At 65.6% G+C, this 18,664-nt stretch carries 17 protein-coding genes and 1 pseudogene; 5 read left to right on the forward strand and 13 right to left on the reverse strand.

Features of this window, described 5'->3' with window-relative positions; translation table 11 throughout:
- The first annotated feature begins 80 nt into the window (after positions 1-80).
- Both ACXJ7R_RS08300 and ACXJ7R_RS08305 read left to right on the forward strand, forming a co-directional pair.
- Positions 81-1,088 (forward strand): serine hydrolase domain-containing protein, encoded by a 1,008-nt coding sequence (locus ACXJ7R_RS08300; RefSeq protein ID WP_457151408.1) that lies wholly within the window; start codon positions 81-83, stop codon positions 1,086-1,088.
- Between the two features lie 10 nt (positions 1,089-1,098).
- A complete protein-coding gene (locus ACXJ7R_RS08305; protein WP_457151409.1) occupies positions 1,099-2,214 on the forward strand; it encodes an anhydro-N-acetylmuramic acid kinase in 1,116 nt (371 codons plus the stop codon).
- Here ACXJ7R_RS08305 and ACXJ7R_RS08310 read toward each other — a convergent pair.
- The 3 genes from ACXJ7R_RS08310 to ACXJ7R_RS08320 form a co-directional block, all read right to left on the reverse strand.
- Positions 2,211-2,633: a GNAT family N-acetyltransferase gene (locus ACXJ7R_RS08310; RefSeq protein WP_457151410.1), complete on the reverse strand. Its 423-nt coding sequence runs from the start codon at positions 2,631-2,633 to the stop codon at positions 2,211-2,213. The genes ACXJ7R_RS08305 and ACXJ7R_RS08310 overlap by 4 nt on opposite strands.
- A gap of 68 nt (positions 2,634-2,701) precedes the next feature.
- Positions 2,702-4,093, reverse strand: coding sequence for a sigma-54-dependent transcriptional regulator (locus ACXJ7R_RS08315; RefSeq protein WP_457151411.1), 1,392 nt, complete (start codon positions 4,091-4,093; stop codon positions 2,702-2,704).
- Entirely contained in the window at positions 4,090-5,910 is a 1,821-nt protein-coding gene (locus tag ACXJ7R_RS08320; protein WP_457151412.1) for a sensor histidine kinase, read from the reverse strand. The genes ACXJ7R_RS08315 and ACXJ7R_RS08320 overlap by 4 nt, the downstream gene beginning before the upstream one ends.
- A gap of 322 nt (positions 5,911-6,232) precedes the next feature.
- Between ACXJ7R_RS08320 and ACXJ7R_RS08325 the strand changes: the two genes are divergently transcribed.
- Positions 6,233-7,561, forward strand: a complete 1,329-nt coding sequence (locus tag ACXJ7R_RS08325) for a dicarboxylate/amino acid:cation symporter (protein ID WP_457151413.1) — start codon at positions 6,233-6,235, stop codon at positions 7,559-7,561.
- 74 nt (positions 7,562-7,635) lie between these two features.
- On the opposite strand, the gene ACXJ7R_RS08330 is transcribed toward ACXJ7R_RS08325, so the two are convergent.
- The 10 genes from ACXJ7R_RS08330 to ACXJ7R_RS08375 are packed head-to-tail and all read right to left on the reverse strand — an operon-like array spanning position 7,636 to position 17,140.
- Entirely contained in the window at positions 7,636-8,730 is a 1,095-nt protein-coding gene (locus tag ACXJ7R_RS08330) for an ABC transporter ATP-binding protein (RefSeq protein WP_457151414.1), read from the reverse strand.
- Positions 8,723-9,745 (reverse strand): ROK family protein, encoded by a 1,023-nt coding sequence (locus tag ACXJ7R_RS08335; RefSeq protein ID WP_457151415.1) that lies wholly within the window; start codon positions 9,743-9,745, stop codon positions 8,723-8,725. The genes ACXJ7R_RS08330 and ACXJ7R_RS08335 overlap by 8 nt, the downstream gene beginning before the upstream one ends.
- Positions 9,742-10,464 carry a ribulose-phosphate 3-epimerase gene (locus tag ACXJ7R_RS08340; RefSeq protein ID WP_457151416.1) on the reverse strand — a complete coding sequence of 241 codons (723 nt, stop codon included), beginning with the start codon at positions 10,462-10,464 and terminating at the stop codon, positions 9,742-9,744. The genes ACXJ7R_RS08335 and ACXJ7R_RS08340 overlap by 4 nt, the downstream gene beginning before the upstream one ends.
- Positions 10,461-11,291, reverse strand: coding sequence for an alpha/beta fold hydrolase (locus tag ACXJ7R_RS08345; protein WP_457151417.1), 831 nt, complete (start codon positions 11,289-11,291; stop codon positions 10,461-10,463). Before ACXJ7R_RS08345 ends, ACXJ7R_RS08340 begins: the two co-directional genes overlap by 4 nt.
- Positions 11,291-12,109, reverse strand: coding sequence for a sugar phosphate isomerase/epimerase family protein (locus ACXJ7R_RS08350; protein ID WP_457151418.1), 819 nt, complete (start codon positions 12,107-12,109; stop codon positions 11,291-11,293). Before ACXJ7R_RS08350 ends, ACXJ7R_RS08345 begins: the two co-directional genes overlap by 1 nt.
- Complete coding sequence (locus ACXJ7R_RS08355; protein ID WP_457151419.1) at positions 12,109-13,185, reverse strand: Gfo/Idh/MocA family protein; 1,077 nt, start codon at positions 13,183-13,185, stop codon at positions 12,109-12,111. The genes ACXJ7R_RS08350 and ACXJ7R_RS08355 overlap by 1 nt, the downstream gene beginning before the upstream one ends.
- Before the next feature lie 11 nt (positions 13,186-13,196).
- Positions 13,197-14,018 carry a sugar phosphate isomerase/epimerase family protein gene (locus tag ACXJ7R_RS08360; RefSeq protein ID WP_457151420.1) on the reverse strand — a complete coding sequence of 274 codons (822 nt, stop codon included), beginning with the start codon at positions 14,016-14,018 and terminating at the stop codon, positions 13,197-13,199.
- 5 nt (positions 14,019-14,023) lie between these two features.
- Entirely contained in the window at positions 14,024-14,860 is an 837-nt protein-coding gene (locus tag ACXJ7R_RS08365) for a carbohydrate ABC transporter permease (RefSeq protein WP_457151421.1), read from the reverse strand.
- Positions 14,857-15,789, reverse strand: coding sequence for a carbohydrate ABC transporter permease (locus tag ACXJ7R_RS08370; RefSeq protein WP_457151422.1), 933 nt, complete (start codon positions 15,787-15,789; stop codon positions 14,857-14,859). Before ACXJ7R_RS08370 ends, ACXJ7R_RS08365 begins: the two co-directional genes overlap by 4 nt.
- Before the next feature lie 4 nt (positions 15,790-15,793).
- A complete protein-coding gene (locus ACXJ7R_RS08375) occupies positions 15,794-17,140 on the reverse strand; it encodes an ABC transporter substrate-binding protein (protein ID WP_457151423.1) in 1,347 nt (448 codons plus the stop codon).
- Positions 17,141-17,327: 187 nt separating this feature from the next.
- Here ACXJ7R_RS08375 and ACXJ7R_RS08380 point away from each other — a divergent pair, with 187 nt between their 5' ends.
- Both ACXJ7R_RS08380 and ACXJ7R_RS08385 read left to right on the forward strand, forming a co-directional pair.
- Positions 17,328-18,464, forward strand: a complete 1,137-nt coding sequence (locus ACXJ7R_RS08380; RefSeq protein WP_457151424.1) for a Gfo/Idh/MocA family protein — start codon at positions 17,328-17,330, stop codon at positions 18,462-18,464.
- Positions 18,465-18,474: 10 nt separating this feature from the next.
- Positions 18,475-18,664: pseudogene (locus ACXJ7R_RS08385) on the forward strand (alpha/beta hydrolase); the annotation flags it as partial.

Raw genomic sequence — 18,664 nt, forward strand, 5'->3', positions numbered from 1 at the left:
ATCTCCCCCCTTGCGGGGGAGATGCCCGGCAGGGCAGAGGGGGGTGGGACGGAACGCTGCCTTTCAGATGGAGGCTCGTGTTGAGCACCCTCGCCCAGCTCTTCGATCGCGCGTTCGCACCGCTGAAAGCCGCCGTCGCCGCCAAGCGCATCCCCGGCGGCGTCCTAGGCATTGTCGACAAAAATGGCGAACGCGTCGTCAGGTCGGTCGGCTCCGCTCAGCTCGTGCCGAAGACGCGCCCAATGCAGGAGCAAACATGGTTCGACCTGGCGTCCTTGAGCAAGGTCATCTTCACCACACCGCGCATCCTGGCGCTGGCCGAAAACGGCGTCATCGATCTCGATGCGCCGCTGATCTCCGCTCTGCCGGATCTTCGCCAGTATGATGCACAGGCCTGGGAGCGGAAGGTGACGTTCCGCCAGTGTCTAGGCCACCAGACGCCGTTTCCCGCCGTCGAGCCGATTTATACCTATGGGCGCGATCCCGAGCTTCTGCGCGCCTTCATCCTGCAGCGCGAATGGCGCGCCCGCGACCCGATCTATTCCGACATCAACTTCATCCTGCTCGGCTTTGCGCTGGAGCGGCTGTCGGGAAAAAAAATCCGGAACATGGATCCCGGCCCGGGCTTCGCTTTTTCCGCCGAGCCGGATGCGTCAGCCGCGACCGAAGACTGCACCTGGCGCCATCGCGTTTTGTCCGGCGAGGTCCACGATGACAATTGCGCGGCGCTGCAAGGTGCCGGACATGCCGGCCTGTTTGGAACAGCCGCGTCCGTCCTCGATTTCGCGCAGGGGCTATTGGACGGCACGGGTGCGTTCGAGCGTTCGATCGAGCTGATGCGCGCGCCCTTGTCCGCAACCCGCACGCATGGCTGGGAGCGCCCCTACGAGGGCTGGTCCGGCGGGGCCTTGTGCAGGCCGGGAACCATCGGCCACACCGGCTTTACCGGCACTGGACTGTGGATCGACTTCGACAGAGGCAAGGCCTGGACCTTGCTCACCAACCGGATCCATCCGACACGTCATTTCGACAGCGGCATCGCTCCGCTTCGGCAGGCGGTCGGAGATCTTGTCAACGAGGATTGTTAGGGAGGTGACCATGGAACCAATCTGGGCCGTCGGGCTGATGACCGGCACCGTGCTTGACGGCAACATCGACGTGGCCCTGATCAAGACCGACGGCGAGCGGATCGATGATTTCGGCACATATCGGCTGATGCCCTATCCCCCGTCGATCCGCTCGCTGCTCGAAGAGACACTGAACGAGGCTAGAGCCTGGAATTTCACCGGGCCGGAGCCGGCGATCTTTCGCAAGGCGGAAGAAGCCCTGACGCGAGCCCAGTCGGCGGCGGTCAAGGAACTCGTCGAAGGTTATGGGATGACGATGGCCGATATCGGCGTCRTCGGCTTTCATGGCCAGACCGTGCTGCATCGCGCGCCGCAGGTGGGCCGGCTCGGCCAGACCCGGCAGCTCGGCGACGGCGAATTGATGCACGCCCTGTTGGGCACCAAGGTCGCCTATGACTTCCGCTCAGCCGACATGCGCGCCGGCGGGCAAGGCGCGCCGTTGGCCGCTGCCTATCACACCGCTTTGATGCGCAGCGCCGGCGCCAGCGGCGACGTGGCGGTGCTTAATCTCGGCGGCGTCGCCAACATCACCTGGTGGGATGGTGCCGACAACGTTGTCGCCTTCGATACCGGACCGGCCAATGCGCCATTGAACGATTTCATCAAATCGAAAGGGCTCGGCGACATGGACCGCGACGGCGCGCTTGGCCGGGCGGGAGCGGTCGATGAGGCACGGCTGGCCAAGCTGCTGCAGCACCCTTATCTGACCAAGCCCTACCCGAAATCGCTGGACCGTTTCGACTTCGGCGCCGCGATGGCGGACGGCATGAATGCCGAGGATGGCGCAGCCCTTCTGACCGCCTTCACCGCTGCCGCCGTCGGCAAGGCACTCGACCTGTTGCCGCGCCGGCCGAAAAAACTCGTGGTCAGCGGCGGTGGCCGCCACAATCCGACAATGATGGCGATGCTCGCCAGCCGCGCCGGCGTCGAGGTGGTGCAGGCCGAAAGCCTTGGCTGGAGCGGCGACGCGGTGGAGGCGGAGTGCTTTGCCTTCCTCGCGGTCCGCGTGCTGAGGGGTCTGCCGATCAGCTTCCCCAGCACGACCGGCGCACCGCAGCCGATGCGCGGCGGACGGCTGGCCGGTTAAACCAGCGTCTTCCGCAGGAAGATGCGGCTGCGGCCGACAGGGAAATCGGCAAGCGTTCCGAAGGGCTGATAGCCCTGGCGCTGATAGACCTTGGCGGCGTGCGGATTGAAGGTGTCGATCCAGGCATTCCGACAGCCGCGCGCCACCGCTTCCTGCTCGGCCGCATCCAGCATGTTGCCGGCCATCTGCTGACCGCGCAGCCTTTCATCGACCCACAGCCACTGCACGTAGAGCCAGCCCCAGGCGGTGTAGCCCGAGATGCCGGCGACGACCGTGCCGTCCTCGTCGCGCAAGAACACGGCCAGGGCCTTTCTTTCGGAAGCACCAACATCGCCGTCGTTGAACGCCGTCAGCCGTTCGGCGAGAAAGGTGAGTTCTTCCGGCGAGGGATTTGCCGTCGTTTCAAGTGTCGTCTTCATGGCCTTTTCCGAGATGCGCAGCTGGATACAAAGGCAGCGTTACGAGGGGCATGGCGCTTGTGCAATGTCTATATCTGGCTCCGAACAGGGTGCGTATCCGCATCGCCGCCATTGCGAAACTCGGACGCTGCAATGCCGTAGCGCTTGAGCTTGTCGTAGAAGGTCTTGCGCGGCACGCCGAGTGCGTCGATGGCGCTGCGCACATCGCCGCCGTGGTCGCGCAGCGCGTCGCGGATGAGTTGCGCCTCGTAGTGGCCGACCCGTTCGGGCAGCGTGGCCGCCGGCTCCGGCAACTGCGCGGGAACCGTTTTCGTATCGTCGTCCGGACCGAGGCCGAGCGCGACGCGATCGGCAAAATGTGCAAGCTCGCGCACATTGCCCGGCCATGCATGCGACTGGAGATGATCGCTGACCGCCGCGTTGACCCCGGCGACCGGCCGGCCGAACCGTTCCGCGGCCTTGCCGAGGAAGTGGCCGAACAGCATTGGGATGTCGCCGCGCCGCTCGCGCAACGGCGGAATGCGCAACGTCACCACGTTGAGGCGGAAATAGAGATCCTCGCGAAAGTCGCCGCGCTGGTCCTGCCGTCCGAGATCCACCTTGGTCGCCGCGACGACCCGGAGGTCGACGCGCCGGGTCTCGTTCGAGCCAAGCGGGGTGACGCTGCGCGTTTCGAGCACACGCAGCAGCTTGACCTGAAGGGCCGGCGGCATGGATTCGATCTCGTCGAGGAACAACGTGCCGCCGCTGGAGTGCTCGATGCGGCCGATCCGTCGCCGCTGCGCGCCGGTGAACGCGCCCGCCTCGTGGCCGAACAGCTCGCTCTCTATGACGGTCTCCGGCAGCGCACCGCAATTCAGCGCCACGAAGGGCTTTGCGCGCCGCCGCCCCCATCGGTGTAGGAGGTCGGCCACCACCTCCTTGCCGGTTCCGGTCTCCCCTTCCACCAGCACGTCGACGTCCATGTCGGCGATCTGCCGCAAGGTCTCGCGCAACCGCCGGATGGCTGGCGCTTCGCCGATCAGCGGCAGGCCGTCGGCAGCCTGCGCCGCGGCTTCTCGCAGCCGCCGGTTCTCCATCACCAGCCGCCGCTTCTCCGATGCCCGTCTGAGTGCCTCGACGAGGCGGTCACTGGCATAGGGTTTCGGGATGAAATCATAGACACCATCCTTGAGCGCTGCCACCGCGAGATCGACGTCGCCATGCCCGGTGACCAGGATCACCGGTATGTCGGGGTCGATCGCCTTGACGCGATCGAACAGCTGCAGCCCGTTCATGCCCGGCATGCGGATGTCGCTGACGACCACGCCCTCGAAATTCCTGTCGACGACGGCAAGCGCCGCCTCGGCCGCGTCGAGCGCGACCACCGCGAAGCCGGCAAGCTCGAACAATTGCGTGGTGGCGTGAAGCAGGTCCGCATCGTCCTCGACGAGCGCCACCAGCCCTGATGCGTCTGTCATTCAATTCGCCTCAAGTCGATGGTGAAGGATGCGCCGCCGGCGCTGCCGGGATCGAGCCGGAGCGTACCGCCCAATTCCTGGGCGATCTCCTGCGAGATCACCAGTCCGAGGCCAAGCCCCTTCTCCTTGGTGGTCTGGAACGGCATGAACAGATTGCCGGCCGCCTCCGGACCGAGGCCAGGGCCGTTGTCGCGCACCGAAATCAGCACCCTGTCGTCGCGCTCGGCGATGTCGATCTCGATGCGGGGATCGGGCTGGTCCTTCATCGCGTCCAGCGCATTCTGCAACAGGTTGACGAGGATCTGCTCGAGCCGGATGCGGCTGGCCATGACCACCGGCGACGCGTTGCCGCGCGGCTTGACGATGGTCACGCCGGAATCACGGATGCGTCCCGACAGCAGCGACAGCGCGCCGTCGATCGCCTCGCGCACCGGCAATGGCGAGGCGGCGACGCCTGGCCGCCGGGCAAAGGTGCGCAAGGTGCTGGTGATCGCGCCGATGCGCTCGGTCATTGATACGATCGATGTCAGATTGCCGCTGACCGGCTCGGTCTTGCCGGCGTCGAGAAAGCGGCCGGCGTTCTCGGCATAGGTGCGGATGGCGGCAACAGGCTGGTTGATCTCGTGCGCCACGCCGGCGGCGATCTGGCCGAGGATGGAAAGCCGGTTGGCCTGGGCGAGATCGTCACGCAGCCGGCGGACCTTGGCTTCGGCGTTCTCACGCTCGGCGATTTCGCCGGCAAGTGCGGTGTTGGAGCGCGTCAGCTCGGCCGTCCGGGTGCTGACCCGGCTCTCCAGTTCGGCATTCATGCGCGCCAGCGCTTCCTGCCGCAGCCGGCGGGCGCGCCTGCGCCGGGTGAGCACGAAGGCAAGCAGGCCCATGAGCAGCAACCCGAGCAGCGTGGTCAGGCGCGCCGTGTTGGCGGCGGACGACAAAGCCGCGTCGGCGGGCGTCAGCAGCCACAGACGCCAGCCGGGCACCGCACCGGGCAGGTCCTGCACCACTTCAACGAACTGGCGCGGCTTTCCGGAGCTGTCGATTGTCGCCAGGCCGTCACCGGCACCGCGTCGCAACGGCAGCGGTTCGAAGCCGGCATCGGCCAGTTGAAGCTGCTCGCGGGCAGCAGTAGCATCCGCGGCCGAGAGTGGCGCCAGGGCATGAAACCGCCACTCGGGCTGGCTGGTGGCCAGCACCACGCCGCGTTCGTCGGTGACGAAAACAAGAAAGCCGCTGGAGCGCCAATTGGCTTCGACGCCGTCGAGCTCGACCTTCAGCACCGCAACACCAAGCGGCTTGGAGCCGTCGTCGACGCGGCTGGCAAGGTAAAGACCCGGCCGGCCACTGATCGTGCCGAGGCCATATTGGCTGGCAGCACCCTTGGCCATCGCCTCCTGGAAATAATGGCGAAAATTATAGTCGATGCCGACAAAGCTCGTCGGCTCGCCGGCATTGCTGGCGGCGATTGCGATGCCGGCCGTGTCGATGACATAGATGGCGGACGCCGATGCATCGCCGGCAATTGCCCTGAGCTTGTCGTTGAGGGCTGCTTCTTGCATCTTTCCGGCCCGGCGCAGCGCCCCGCGCACCGCATCGTCGCGCGCCAGCACCAATGGAACCAGGCGCTGCTTTTCGATTTCGCCGGTCAGGGTTCCCGCCGCCAGTGGCAGGGCGGCAAGTGCTCCGTCGCGCAGATTGTCGGCCGCCTGGCCGGTGGCGATGCGACCGGCGATGGCGATCGCGCCTGCCAGAACCGCAAGAGCGACGACCACGACACGCCAGCGGCCATCGCGCAGCCGGGCCACCGCTTCGCGCAGCAATTCACGGCCGGCCGCGGATCCCCTATCGATGCCTACTTGCGACGTCTGCCCTCTCCCTTTTCCTCGCGGCCCGTTTTTTCCCCGCAGCCTTGCGGCCCAGTGTAATGCGAAATTCCGCCCAGGCAAACGCTGCCTGTGCGGAAATCCGCACAGGCATTCGCGGCAAAGCGCCGGACAACCGCCGAAATCCAGGGATTCCGGCCTTTCACCGATCTGGCACAGCGCTTGCAAAAGTCTTTGCAGCGGCGCGCGACCGGAGCGCCGCGATGGGAGAAGTCACGCAGGGCGGTGCATTTCCGCCCATCCGGCAAGGGAGAGTTCGATGCACATCGCAGACCAATCAGGCGCGCCTTCCGCGCAGCGCAAGCCTTTCTATGCCCAACTCTACGTGCAGGTGCTCGTCGCGATCACCGTCGGCATCCTGCTCGGTCACTTCTATCCGTCGATCGGCGAGAGCATGAAGCCGCTCGGCGACGCCTTCATCAAGCTGGTCAAGATGATCATCGCCCCGGTCATCTTCCTGACCGTGGCGACCGGCATCGCCGGCATGAGCGACCTGCAGAAGGTCGGACGTGTCGCCGGCAAGGCGATGCTCTACTTCCTCACCTTCTCGACGCTGGCGCTGATCATCGGCCTTGTCGTGGCCAATGTCGTCCAGCCGGGCGCCGGCTTCAACATCGACCCGGCGACCCTCGACGCCTCGACCGTCAACACCTATGCCGCCAAGGCGCATGACCAGTCGGTCACCGGCTTCCTGATGAACATCATCCCGACGACGATCGTCGGCGCCTTCGCCGACGGCGACATCCTGCAGGTGCTGTTCTTCTCGGTGCTGTTCGGCATTTCGCTGGCGCTGGTCGGCGACAAGGGCACGCCGGTCCTCAACTTCCTGCAGGCCCTGACGACGCCGATCTTCAAGCTGGTCAGCGTGCTGATGAAGGCCGCGCCGATCGGTGCTTTCGGCGCCATGGCGTTCACCATCGGCAAATACGGCATCGGCGCGGTCATCAACCTCGCCATGCTGGTCGGCACCTTCTATGTGACCTCGCTGCTGTTCGTGTTCGTCGTGCTGGGTGCGGTCTGCCGCTACAATGGGTTCTCCATCCTGTCCTTGATCCGCTACATCAAGGAAGAGCTGCTGCTGGTGCTGGGCACGTCCTCGTCGGAAGCCGCCCTGCCCTCGCTGATGGAAAAGATGGAGAAGGCCGGCGCCAAGCGCTCGGTGGTCGGTCTGGTCATCCCGAYCGGCTATTCCTTCAACCTCGACGGCACCAACATCTACATGACGCTGGCGGCGCTGTTCATCGCTCAGGCGACCAACATCCATTTGTCGATCGGCGACCAGATCCTGCTGCTGCTGGTTGCGATGCTCTCCTCCAAGGGCGCCGCCGGCATCACCGGAGCCGGGTTTATCACCCTGGCCGCCACACTGTCGGTCGTTCCGGCGGTGCCCGTCGCCGGCATGGCGCTGATCCTCGGTGTCGACCGCTTCATGTCGGAGTGCCGGGCGCTGACCAACTTCGTCGGCAATGCAGTCGCCACGCTGGTGGTGGCACGCTGGGAAGGCGAACTCGATGAAGCCCAGCTCGCCAGGGCATTGGCGGGCACGGCCGACGACAGCCTGCCGGCTGATCTCGTTCCCGCCGAGTAATCCGAGCGCTTCAACACCAATCAGCGGCCGGAAGCCCATGGCTTCCGGCCGCTGCCGTACAGGTGACAACGATGTCAGGCGGTTTTGCGCAGCGGTGCCAGCGCCTTGCCGTCGGCGGCGAAGAGATGGCAGCGGGAGGGATCGGCCTGCATGGCGATGGGGCTGTGCAGCGGTGTCGTGTCGATGCCCTCGGTCTGCACGACCAGCCTCGTCTTCTCGCCGATGTCGGCATGCAGGATGGTCAGGCCGCCCAGCCGTTCGGCCAGCACCGCCTCGCCCTTGAACTGGCCCGCATCCGCGATGCGGATATGTTCCGGCCGGATGCCGAGCAGCAGCTCGCTGTCTTGTGCGAGCGCGCCCGCCTCGACCGGAACGACCAGGCTGGATCCGCCCGGCAGGGCAACGGCAACGCCATCCGCGTTGGCGGACAGAACCCTGACCGGCAGCATGTTCATCTTCGGCGAGCCGATGAAGCCGGCGACGAAGACATTGGCTGGCCTGGCATAGAGGTCGAGCGGCGTGCCAACCTGTTCGATCGTGCCGCCATTGAGGACGACGATCTTGTCGGCCATGGTCATCGCCTCGGTCTGGTCGTGCGTGACATAGACGATGGTGGCGGCGAGCCGTTCGTGCAGCTGCATCAGTTCCAGCCGCATGTTGACGCGCAGTGCCGCGTCGAGGTTCGACAGCGGTTCGTCGAACAGGAACACCTTCGGCTGGCGCACGATCGCGCGGCCGATGGCGACACGCTGGCGCTGGCCGCCGGACAGCTCCTTCGGCCGCCGCTCGAGCAGATGCGACAATTGCAGCACCTCGGCCGCCGCCTTGACCTTGGCGTCACGCTCGACGACCGGCAGCCCGGCGATCTTCAGCGCAAAACCCATGTTTTCGGCGACCGTCATATGCGGATACAGCGCATAGGACTGAAACACCATGGCGAGGCCGCGCTCGGAAGGATCGATCTCATTGATGCGCGCGCCATCGAGCATCAGCTCGCCGGAGGTGATCTTCTCGAGACCGGCGATCATGCGCAGCAGCGTCGACTTCCCGCAGCCCGACGGGCCGACGAAGACGACGAACTCGCGGTCGCCGACATCGAGATCGACGCCCTTGATCACCTCGGCATTGCCATAGGATTTGCGCACGCCGCGCAGCTTGAGCTCAGCCATTGAAGTCCCTCCTCGCATCCGGATATGTGCTTGGACCGACAGGCATGCGTGCCGCCAGCGTACCTCCGTCATCGAACAGGACAAGGCTGGCAGCACCAACCAGCCCGGCGTGGCGGCCGAGTTGGGCCTGAACGACCGGCACGTCGCGATAGGCACGCATGGCCCGCTGCCTGATGGTTGCCTCGATGGCAGGTGCCATGAGGTCGAGGCCATTGGCAATGCCGCCGCCGACGACCAGCACGTCAGGCGAATACAGATGCAAAAGATTGGTGAAGCCGATGCCCAGCCATCGGGCYTCCTCCTCCAGCAGGGCCAAGGCAAGCTCGTCCAGCAGCCGTGCCGCCTCGACCACGTGACGGCCGGTCACTTCACCGTTGCCCGAGAGGCGCCGCAGCGCCGAGCCATCAAAGGGTGCTGTCGCGGCGTTGGCACGGCGGCCGAGCGCGGTGCCCGAGGCAATGGCCTCGAAGCAGCCGACGACACCGCACATGCAGCGCTCGCCTTCATTGGTGATGGTCATGTGGCCGATCTCGGCGGCAAGGCCACGGCGGCCATGCAGGATGCGCCCGTCGACGACGACGCCGCCGCCGATGCCGGTGGAAACCGTGACGAAGACCAGCGAGCGGGCGCCGTGACCGGCGCCGAAGCGCCATTCGCCGAGTGCGGCGGCATTGGCGTCGTTCTCCAGCCGCACCGGCAGGCCGAGCCGCCGTTCGAGGATATCGGCAAGCGGCACGTCCAGCCAGCCGGCGAGTGTCGGCGGTCCGACGGCGATGCCGGCCAGCGGATCGAGCGGTCCCGGCGCGCCGACGCCGACGCCGACGATGGCGAGCGCCGGCGCCTCGTCGTGGATGGTCGCGGCCAGCGCCTCGATCTGGCCGATCACCACGTCGGGGCCAGCCTGCGCCTGTGTCGGCACCGCGGCGAATGCCAGGATCTTGCCGTCACGGTCGACCAGGGCGGCACGAAGCTCGGTGCCACCAAGATCGATCGCAAGGGCGGCTTCGTTGCTCATGCCGCGACCTTCAGGCCGTGCAGCCAGCCGATGCGGCCGGCCAGGTCCCTGTCGCCGAAGGCGAGCGAGCCGAGGACCACGGTTTCGGCACCGGCGGCACGCAGCAACGGCACTGTCTCGTGGCGAATACCGCCATCGGCGGCAAGAACCACGGCCGCCTCACGGCCGGCCTCTCTCAGGATGGCGCGGGCAGCGCCCAGCCTGCCGCAGGCCTCGTCCGACAGGCTCTGCCCCTTGACGCCGATTGCCGTTCCGAGAAGCGTGACGAAGGCGACCTCGGAGACGAAAGGCGTCACCGTCTCGACCGGCGTCTCCAGCCTGAGCACCACGCCGGCTTCGGCACCGAGTTCGCGTGCCAGCCGGACGGCGCGCAATCCCGCCTCACCGTTCTCGGCATGGACRCTGATCATGTCGGCGCCGGCCTCGATGAACTGGCGCGTCTGCGACTCGACTACAGCCGCATCGACCATCAGATGAACATGGATGGGTCTGGCCGTCAGCCGAGCGATGCGGGCGACGAGATCGGGAAAGAACAGGAAGGAGGGGGCGAAATGACCGTCCGCCACATCGATGTGGTGAAGGTCGACATAGGGCTCGATGCGCTTCAGATCGCTCTCGAAATTGACGAGGTCGGCGGACCACAACGAGAATTCAGCGATCATGCGATCGCGCGGCAGTGCGGCGATGGCGGCCTGGCCTGAGAGAGGTTTCGAGATCATGACTGGTCCTGGTTGTTGAAACGATCCTCGAGGAAGCCCGCGATAGCGGCGCGGACCTCGGCGAAATGACGATCCTTGTCGGTGGCCTTCGGCGTCACCTCGGCAAAGGCGGCGTTTGGGATGGCGTCGGCGAGGAAGCGGGCGGTCGCCAGCGGATGGATGAGATCGACGCCGCTGCCGATGACCAGCGTGGGGATAGCGAGATTGCCGGCAGCCGGCCGCGTGACGCCAGGCCCATCGTTGGCGATCGCCTGCATCACCTCGACGAAGACAGCCGCATTTTCGCGCTCGAAGAAACCCAGCAGGGAAGCAAGATTGTCCGGTGCTTCGCTGCGAAACCGGGCCGCTGTCGCGGAGGCCGCGAAGGCGTTGCGCGCGTCCTCCAGCGGGCGATCGCGGATGAGCTTCGCCACCTCCGAAAAGGGCCGCATGTTCTGCGGCGCCGCATCGAAGACCCAGGCAGGGCGCACCAGCACCAAACCCAGGACACGGTCCGCGTGATGGCTTGCAAGCCTGAGCGCGATCGCCGCGCCCATCGAGACGCCGCCGGCGACGAAGCGGTCGAGCCCGGCCGCGTCGGCGGCGGCCAGCACATCGTCGGCAAACATGGCGATCGAAAAGGGCCGCCTGGAGCCGGCGCCTGAGCCGCCGTGTGCGCGGCATTCGACGGTCAGCCGGCGGTATGACCGACTGTCGGGAAAATTCTGCGCCACCTGCGCCGCATCACCGCCGAGACCATGCTGGAAGATGACCGGAAACCCCCGCCCGGTATCGAAGACACAAAGCGCCGCATCGTCGCGAAGCATGACCGTCGGCGCGGTGTCCATCAGAGGAGCCTCCGCAGGAAGGCCGCGACGCCGGGGGCTTCGCCGGCGGACAGCCCGTGGGTGACGAGCGCCCCGTCGAAGCCCACCGCCTTCAGCCGCGCGATGAAATCCGGGAAGTCGACGATGCCTTGGCCGGCGCTGGCAAAACGGCCGTCACCATAGCGGTCCTTGGCGTGCGCCATGGCAATGTGGCCGGCCGCTTCGCCGATCGCGGCGGCGACAATGGTACGCGCTTCGCCGGGCGTCGCATGTTCGAACAGGTTTGCCGGATCAAGCACGATCTTCAGGCGCTTCGATCCCATCTCGGCGATCAGCGTGGTGGCATCCTTCGCCGAGGTGACGATGTTGGCCTGCTCGGGCTCGATGCCGAGATCGACGCCGGCGGCTTCTGCCAGCGCCAGCGCCTTCGCCATCTCGGTGGCCATGTCGGACCAGGCCGCCGGATCGGCATTGTCGGGATGGTACGCCCATTGGTCGGCGGCGTTGCGCGAGCCGGTGCAGAGCGTGACCAGGGGAATGCCCAGGGCAGCAGCAGCCTCGATGACGACGGCAAGGCGCTTGAGGCCATCGTCGCGGACGGCCTTGTCGGGATGCGCCATGTTGTAGGTGCCCGAAAGTGCCGCGAGCGAAACACCGCTCGATTGCGCGGCGGCGCGGATCGCCGCGATGGCGTCCGCCGGCACGGCATCCGGCATTGACGGCAGGCCGGCGCAGGCGAGGTTGAACTGCGTGGTCTCATAGCCAGCGTGCCGCACGGCCGCCAGCACGGCGGCTGGCTCGGCGCCTGGAAAGGTCTTGGCGAAAATGCCGAGACGCATCACACCGCCTCCGAAACCGAGGCGAGCTCGACCCGCTCACCTGATACCACCGAGCGCGCGATGGCGACCATGGCGCGGATCGACGCGATGCCGTCCTCGACATTGGCGCCGCGCATCGGCGCGCCGTCCAGCACCGTTTCGGCAAGAGCTTCCAGTTGGCGCCGGAAGAAATGGCCGTCAGCGCCGAGCGGCTTGTGGGCGGTGGCCGACTTCTCGTGAAAGATCTCGACCTCGCTGGCGCGGAAGTACCAGGGGTTGAAGGTCTTGGCGATGACAGAGCCGTTCTCGCCATAGAGCTGGAAACCTTCGTGCCAATCCATCCGCACGGCAACGGTGAGATCGAGATGGCCGAGCGCGCCGCTGGCGAATTCGGTCTCGACGAACCAGCAATAGGCGCCGAAACGCTCGTTGAGGCGGGCGCGCACGGCGACGATATCGCCGCACAGGAAGCGCGCCGTGTCGACGAGATGCGAGCCGTGCGCCAGCATGAAATACTGCCTGAGATCAGCCTTCGGATTGCCGCTCGGTTTCCTCGCCAGTTTGCTGGTGACGGGCAGCGGCTGGATGGCATCGGTGTTGGTGTAGCGATGGGTGGAATCGCAGTACCAGGCCTTCAGCGCCAGCACCTCGCCGATCTCGTCGCGGACGAAATCGCGCGCCGCCTCCAGCGCGGGATCGAAGCGCTTCATGTGGCCGACCTGCAGGACCTTGCCGGAGCGCCTGACCGCCTCGGCCAGCGCCTCGCCCTCTTCCACCGAGGTGCCGATCGGCTTTTCGCACAGCACATGCTTGCCGGCATCGAGCGCCTTGATCGACATCGGCACATGGTAGGCGTCGGAGGTGGCGACGATCACCGCTTCCAGTTCGGGATCGGCGAGCATCGCGTCATAGTCGGCATACATTTTCCGCGGTTCGTAGGTGGCACCCATGCGGGCGAGGAGGTCGGGTGCCGCGTCGCAGATGGCGTAGAGATCAGCATTGCTGGCCTTGGCGCAGGATTGCAGATGCGCAAACTGCGCGATGGGGCCGCAACCGAGCACGCCGACCCTGAGGCGTCTGTCCTGTTTCTTAATCATCGTCTCGTTCTTCAGGCGCCGTAGCTGCGCATTGTTTGGCGGTTGGTCTTGACCGCGCCGGCGGGGTCGGCGGCGGCGGTGTCGGATTCCTCTTCGAGCACCAGCCAGCCGGTGAAACGCGGTGCGGTGCCGGCGATCTCGATGACCGCCGGGGTGTCGCAGACGCCTTGGCCGAGCATGGCCCAGTTGCCCTTGGCGTCGACGTCCTTGAGATGGATGTAGCGGATGCGGTCGCGGAAGGTGCGCAGCGTATCCAGCATGTCCTTGTGGCCGCGCAGGATATGGCCGGTATCCGGCACCCAACCGACCAGGTCGGGGTCGAGCAAGGCAAAGATCGTGTCGTAGTCGGCGCGGTCGAAGAGCAGCGTGTTGTGGTGCGAACTCGGATGCAGCGCGACATCCACACCGGCCTTGCGGCCGATCTCGGCGGCGCGATTGTAGAATTCGGCCGATATGGCGAACTTATCTTCGCGCGGACCGTCGGAGACGACCGTCGCCGAGCCGATTGAGACCAGTGCGCCGGGAAAGTTCGCGGCAAACCCTGTCCAGCGCCGGGCGGCTTCGAGGTCGCTTTCCAGCGCCTCTTTCAACGTGAAACCGCTCTTCGAGCCAAAGGCAAAGGAGACGAGGGAGAGGCCTCGGGCATCGAGCGCAGCAGCGAATTCGGCCGGGCTGTCGGCATAGCGGCCGATCATGGTGTCGGTGATCTCGATGCCGGCGTAGCCGCCGTCTTCTATCGCCTTCAACAGATCGTCGGGACCGCCAGTCCAGCCCTTGCCCAGCATTTCCCAGGTGAAGGTCTGGCAGCCGACCTTGAGCTTCGTCGTCGTCATGTCATTCATTCCTTGACGCCGCCCTGGGTCAGTCCTTCGATGATGTGGCGCTGGAAGAACAGCACCAGGAGGATCAAGGGCACGGTCACCACGGCGGAGGCCGCGGCGATGTCTCCCCAGGGGACGTAATAGAGGTTGGTGAAGTTGGCGATGCCGACCGGTATCGTCTGCCGGTCGATGTTGGAGGTGAAGGCGAGCGCGAACAGGAATTCGTTCCACGCGGTGATGAAGGCGAGCAGGCCGGTGGTCACCAGGCTCGGCAGCGACATCGGCAGGATAATGCGCCAGAGCAGGCCGGGCACGCTGACGCCGTCCATGCGCGCCGCCTCGTCGATCTCGCGCGGCAGCGTCTCGAAATAGCCGAACAACACCCAGGTCACCAGCGGCAGGCCGAGTGCCAGGTAGGTGATGATCAGCGCCGTGTAGGTGTCGAGCAGGCCGAGATTGGTGGCGACCAGATAGAGCGGGCCGACCAGCGCGATCTGCGGGAACATCGACACAGAAAGGATGACCATCAGAATGCCGAAGCGGCCCTTGATGTTGAGCCGCGACAGCGCGAAGGCGGCCAGCGAGCCGACGAACAGGCAGAGGAACGTCGTCGCCAGGGAGACCACCAGCGAGTTCCAGACGTAGCGGTGAAGCTGCTTCTCGACAAAGGCGTTGTAGTAGTGCTCCAGCGTGAAGGGATCCGGGATCAGCGACGGCGAGCCTGACGTCAGCGCCTTGTCAAGCTGGAACGAGGTCGAGAACTGCCAGATGAACGGACCGCCCGACCAGACGAGGATCAGCAAGGCGCCGAGATAGATGGCGAAGGTCTGCAGCGGCGAGCGCGTGTCGTTCACTGCGCTCTCCTGATCTGGCGGACGAGGTACAGGCAGAACACCAGCGCGATGATGCCCTCGGTGACGAACATCGCCGTCGAGACGGCCGAGCCGTAGCCGAACTGCAGCGTCGAAAAGAGCACCTTGTAGGACAGCGTCGACAGCGTTTCAGTCGAATCGGCCGGGCCACCGCCGGTCAGCACGTAGACGAGGTCAAAGACGCGGAAGGCGTCGAGCGCGCGGAACAGGCCGGCGATCAGCAAGGTCGGCATCAACAGCGGCAGGCGGATGTACCAGAAGGTGATCCAACCCTTGGCGCCAKCCATGCGCGCCGCCTCGATCAGCGAATTGGGCACGGTCTGCAACCCGGTCAGAAGCAGCAGCGCCATGAACGGCGTCGTCTTCCAGACATCGGCGATGATGATGGTGATCATCGCCGTGTCGGTGGAGCCGTACCAGTTGATGTTCTGGTCGATCAGCCCGGCATGCAGGAGGATGTAGTTGATGATGCCGTTCTGGCCGTCGAACAGCCAGCCGAACATCTTGGAGGTGACGACGGTGGGCATCGCCCACGGCACTAGCATGGCCGCGCGGACGAGCCCCCGCCCCTTGAAGGCTTCGCACAGGATGAGCGCCATGCCGAGCCCGATCACCGTCTCCAGCACGGTCGAAGCGGTGGTGAACCAGATCGTGTGCCACCACGCATTCCAGAACTGCGGGTCGCCCCACAGCTCGACATAGTTGGAGAAGCCGGTGAAATCCTGTTCCTGCGTGATCAGCGAGGTGTTGGTGAGCGACAGGTAGAGCCCGTTGACGATCGGGTAGAAGGAGACCGACGCCAGCGACACGAAGGCCGGCGTCAGCAGGAGCAAGGCCCACAAGGCGCCCGGAAGCGCCTTGCCGAGACGCCGCGGCCGGCCGACACTGGGAATGGTGGCCGCCGCGGACATTGGTTCAGCCTACGATCTTGTCGATTTGCGCCGCCGTCGCGTCCATCTCGGCCTGGACATTACCGGAGACCAGCGCCTTGGAGATGCCGGACTGCAAGGCAAGGGTCACTTTCGCGTATTCAGGCGTGATCGGCCGCGCCGTGGCGCCGGTGAAGACTTTCTCCAGGCTGGCCATGAACGGCTGTTCCTTCTTGATCTGTGCGTCCTGGAACAGCGCCGGCCGCGTCGGTGCGAGGCCGAAGTTCAGCGCGATGCGGTGCTGGACCTCGGTCGACGACAGCCAGGTCAAGAGCTCGATCGCGGCTTCGCGCTGCTTCGAGTTGGCATTGACGCCGAGCTGGTAGCCGCCGAGGCAGGCCGAGCTCTTGCCGCCGGGGAACGACGGCAGCGGCGCGACGCCGACCTTGTCGACCACCTGGGAAGCCTTGGCGTCCTGGGCAATCGGGTAGACATACGACCAGTTGCGCATGAACATCGCCTTGCCCGAGGTAAAGGGCTGACGCGACGGTTCCTCGTCCCAGGACAGCACGTCCTTCGGGCTGATCTTGTTGGTGGCGAGGGTGTCGTGCAGGAACTGGATCGCCTCTACCGCGCCCTTCTGGTTGATCAGCGACGACTTGCCGTCAGGCGCCAGGATGGCGCCGTTGTTGGAGGTGATGATCTCGACCGCGTCGCAGACCAGCACCTCGGCCTGTTTGCCCTGCCAGAGATAGCCGTAATCGATGTCGCCGGCCTTCTGCGCGGCGGCGGCAATGGTCGCCATGTCGGCCCAGCTTTCCGGCACCTTGCCGCCATGCTTTTCCAGCACGTCCTTGCGGTAATAGAACATGCCCGAATCCATGAACCAGGGAAGGGCGGTGAGCTTGCCGCCATAGGTACAGGCATCGAGGGTCCCAGTGAAGTAGGCGCTGCGCTTGTCGGCCGGGAAATACTCGTCCAGCGGCAGCGCCCATCCGGCGGCGGCAAAGCCGGCGATCCAGATCACGTCCTGGCTGAAGACATCGGGCGTGCCGGTGCGGCGGGCGAGCTGCTGCACGAGGCCCTGGTAGACCTCGGTCGAGGAGCTCGGGGGCGGCAGTTCGATGTTCTTGACCAGGATGCGGTCCTGCGATTCGTTGAAGGCCTTGATCAGGTCGCCAAAGGTCTCCTTGCCGAAGAAGGCGGCGCTGGCGAAGCTGATCTCGGCCCGGCTCTGGGCGCGAGCCCGGCCAATGCCGAGCGACGTCCCTACCCCGAAAGCCGCCGCGCCGAGAAGGCCGGCGGAACCGATGAGAAATTGCCGGCGATCGGCGATGGTGACATGCCCAATCGACTTGGAACCGCTGCGCGGCCCCTTCCTTGACTCGTCCATTTGTAGTCCTCCCAGAGTTGACGGCAGCCACTCCCGCCCGTCCAACTTCGCACATGATTCATAAAAAATTGTCGCGCGTCAAGATTTAAACTGCATAATGGTGCATCAATATGCTTATGACGTGGGCGAAGGATGGCCACGTGAACGAAGAATCGCCGATCCTGACGGACGGACGCCGACTGGAGGAATGATGGAAAAGCTTGGTGTAGGGGTCATAGGTTGCGGCAACATCGCCATGACCTACATGCGCAACGCAGCACTTTTTGCAGGCGTGGAGTTGAAGGCCTGCGCCGACATCTCGGCGGACGCGGCCGCCCTGCGGGCCCGCGAATACGGCATCAGGGCGATGGGCGTCGATGCCCTGCTTGCCGATCCCGAAATCGGCCTGGTTCTCAACCTCACCATTCCCGCCGTGCATTTCGACGTCACCATGTCGGCCCTTTCGGCCGGCAAGCACGTCTTCACCGAAAAGCCGCTTGCCACCTCGGCCGCCGACGGACAACGGCTAGTCAGCGAGGCGAAGTCGCGCGGCCTGCTGCTTGGCTCGGCGCCCGACACCTTCCTCGGCGCTGCCGGACGCCGCGCGCGCCGGCTGATGGACGCCGGCGCCATCGGCCGTCCGGTCACCGGCACCGCCTTCATGATGGGCCGCGGCATGGAGCACTGGCACCCCAACCCGCAATTCTACTACCAGCCTGGCGGCGGCCCGGTGTTCGACATGGGCCCCTATTATCTGACCATGCTGGTCAACCTGCTTGGCCCGGTCGAGCGTGTCATGGCAATGGCGACGCGCGGTCAGGAGGAAAGGCTGATCACCGCCGACGGACCGTTCAAGAACACCACATTCAAGGTCGGCACGCCGACCAACGTGCTATCGCTGCTTGAATTCCGCTCCGGTGCGACGGTCACCTTCGGCGCCTCGTGGGACGTCTTTCGCCACTCCAACCATCCGATCGAGCTGCACGGCACGGAGGGCTCGCTGCGCCTGCCCGACCCCGACACTTTCGGCGGCACCGTGTCGCTGTCCGAGCGCGGCGCCGACTGGAAGGACTTTGCCAGCGAAGGCGACCTCTACGGCGCCCGCAACTGGCCCTATGCGGCGCCCGACCGCGCCAATTACCGCATGCTCGGCGTCGCCGATCTGGCCCGTTCGCTTCAAACTGGTAACACGCCACGCGCCTCCGGCAACCTCGCGCTGCATGTGCTTGAGATCATGGAGGCGATCCTGCGTTCCGGCGAGGGCCAGGGCTCGGTGATGGTCGCGGGCGACGTCACTCAGCCGTCTCTGCTGACCGAAGAAGAGGCAAGCGACCTGCTTGCCTGAGGATATGACGATGACACTCGACCCCGATGCACTGCACGTCCTCGAAATCGGCCGCGCGGCTGGCGGAGAGCCGTTCGAGAATGGGGACGTGGCGGCGGCGCGGGCCGCCTACAACGCTTCGTTCCCGACACTGCAGGGCGAGCGCGAACCGGTCGCTGCGACCTTGGAAAAGCGGATCGAAGGGCCGAACGGCCCTATCT

This window comes from Mesorhizobium sp. P5_C1, from assembly GCF_054049815.1.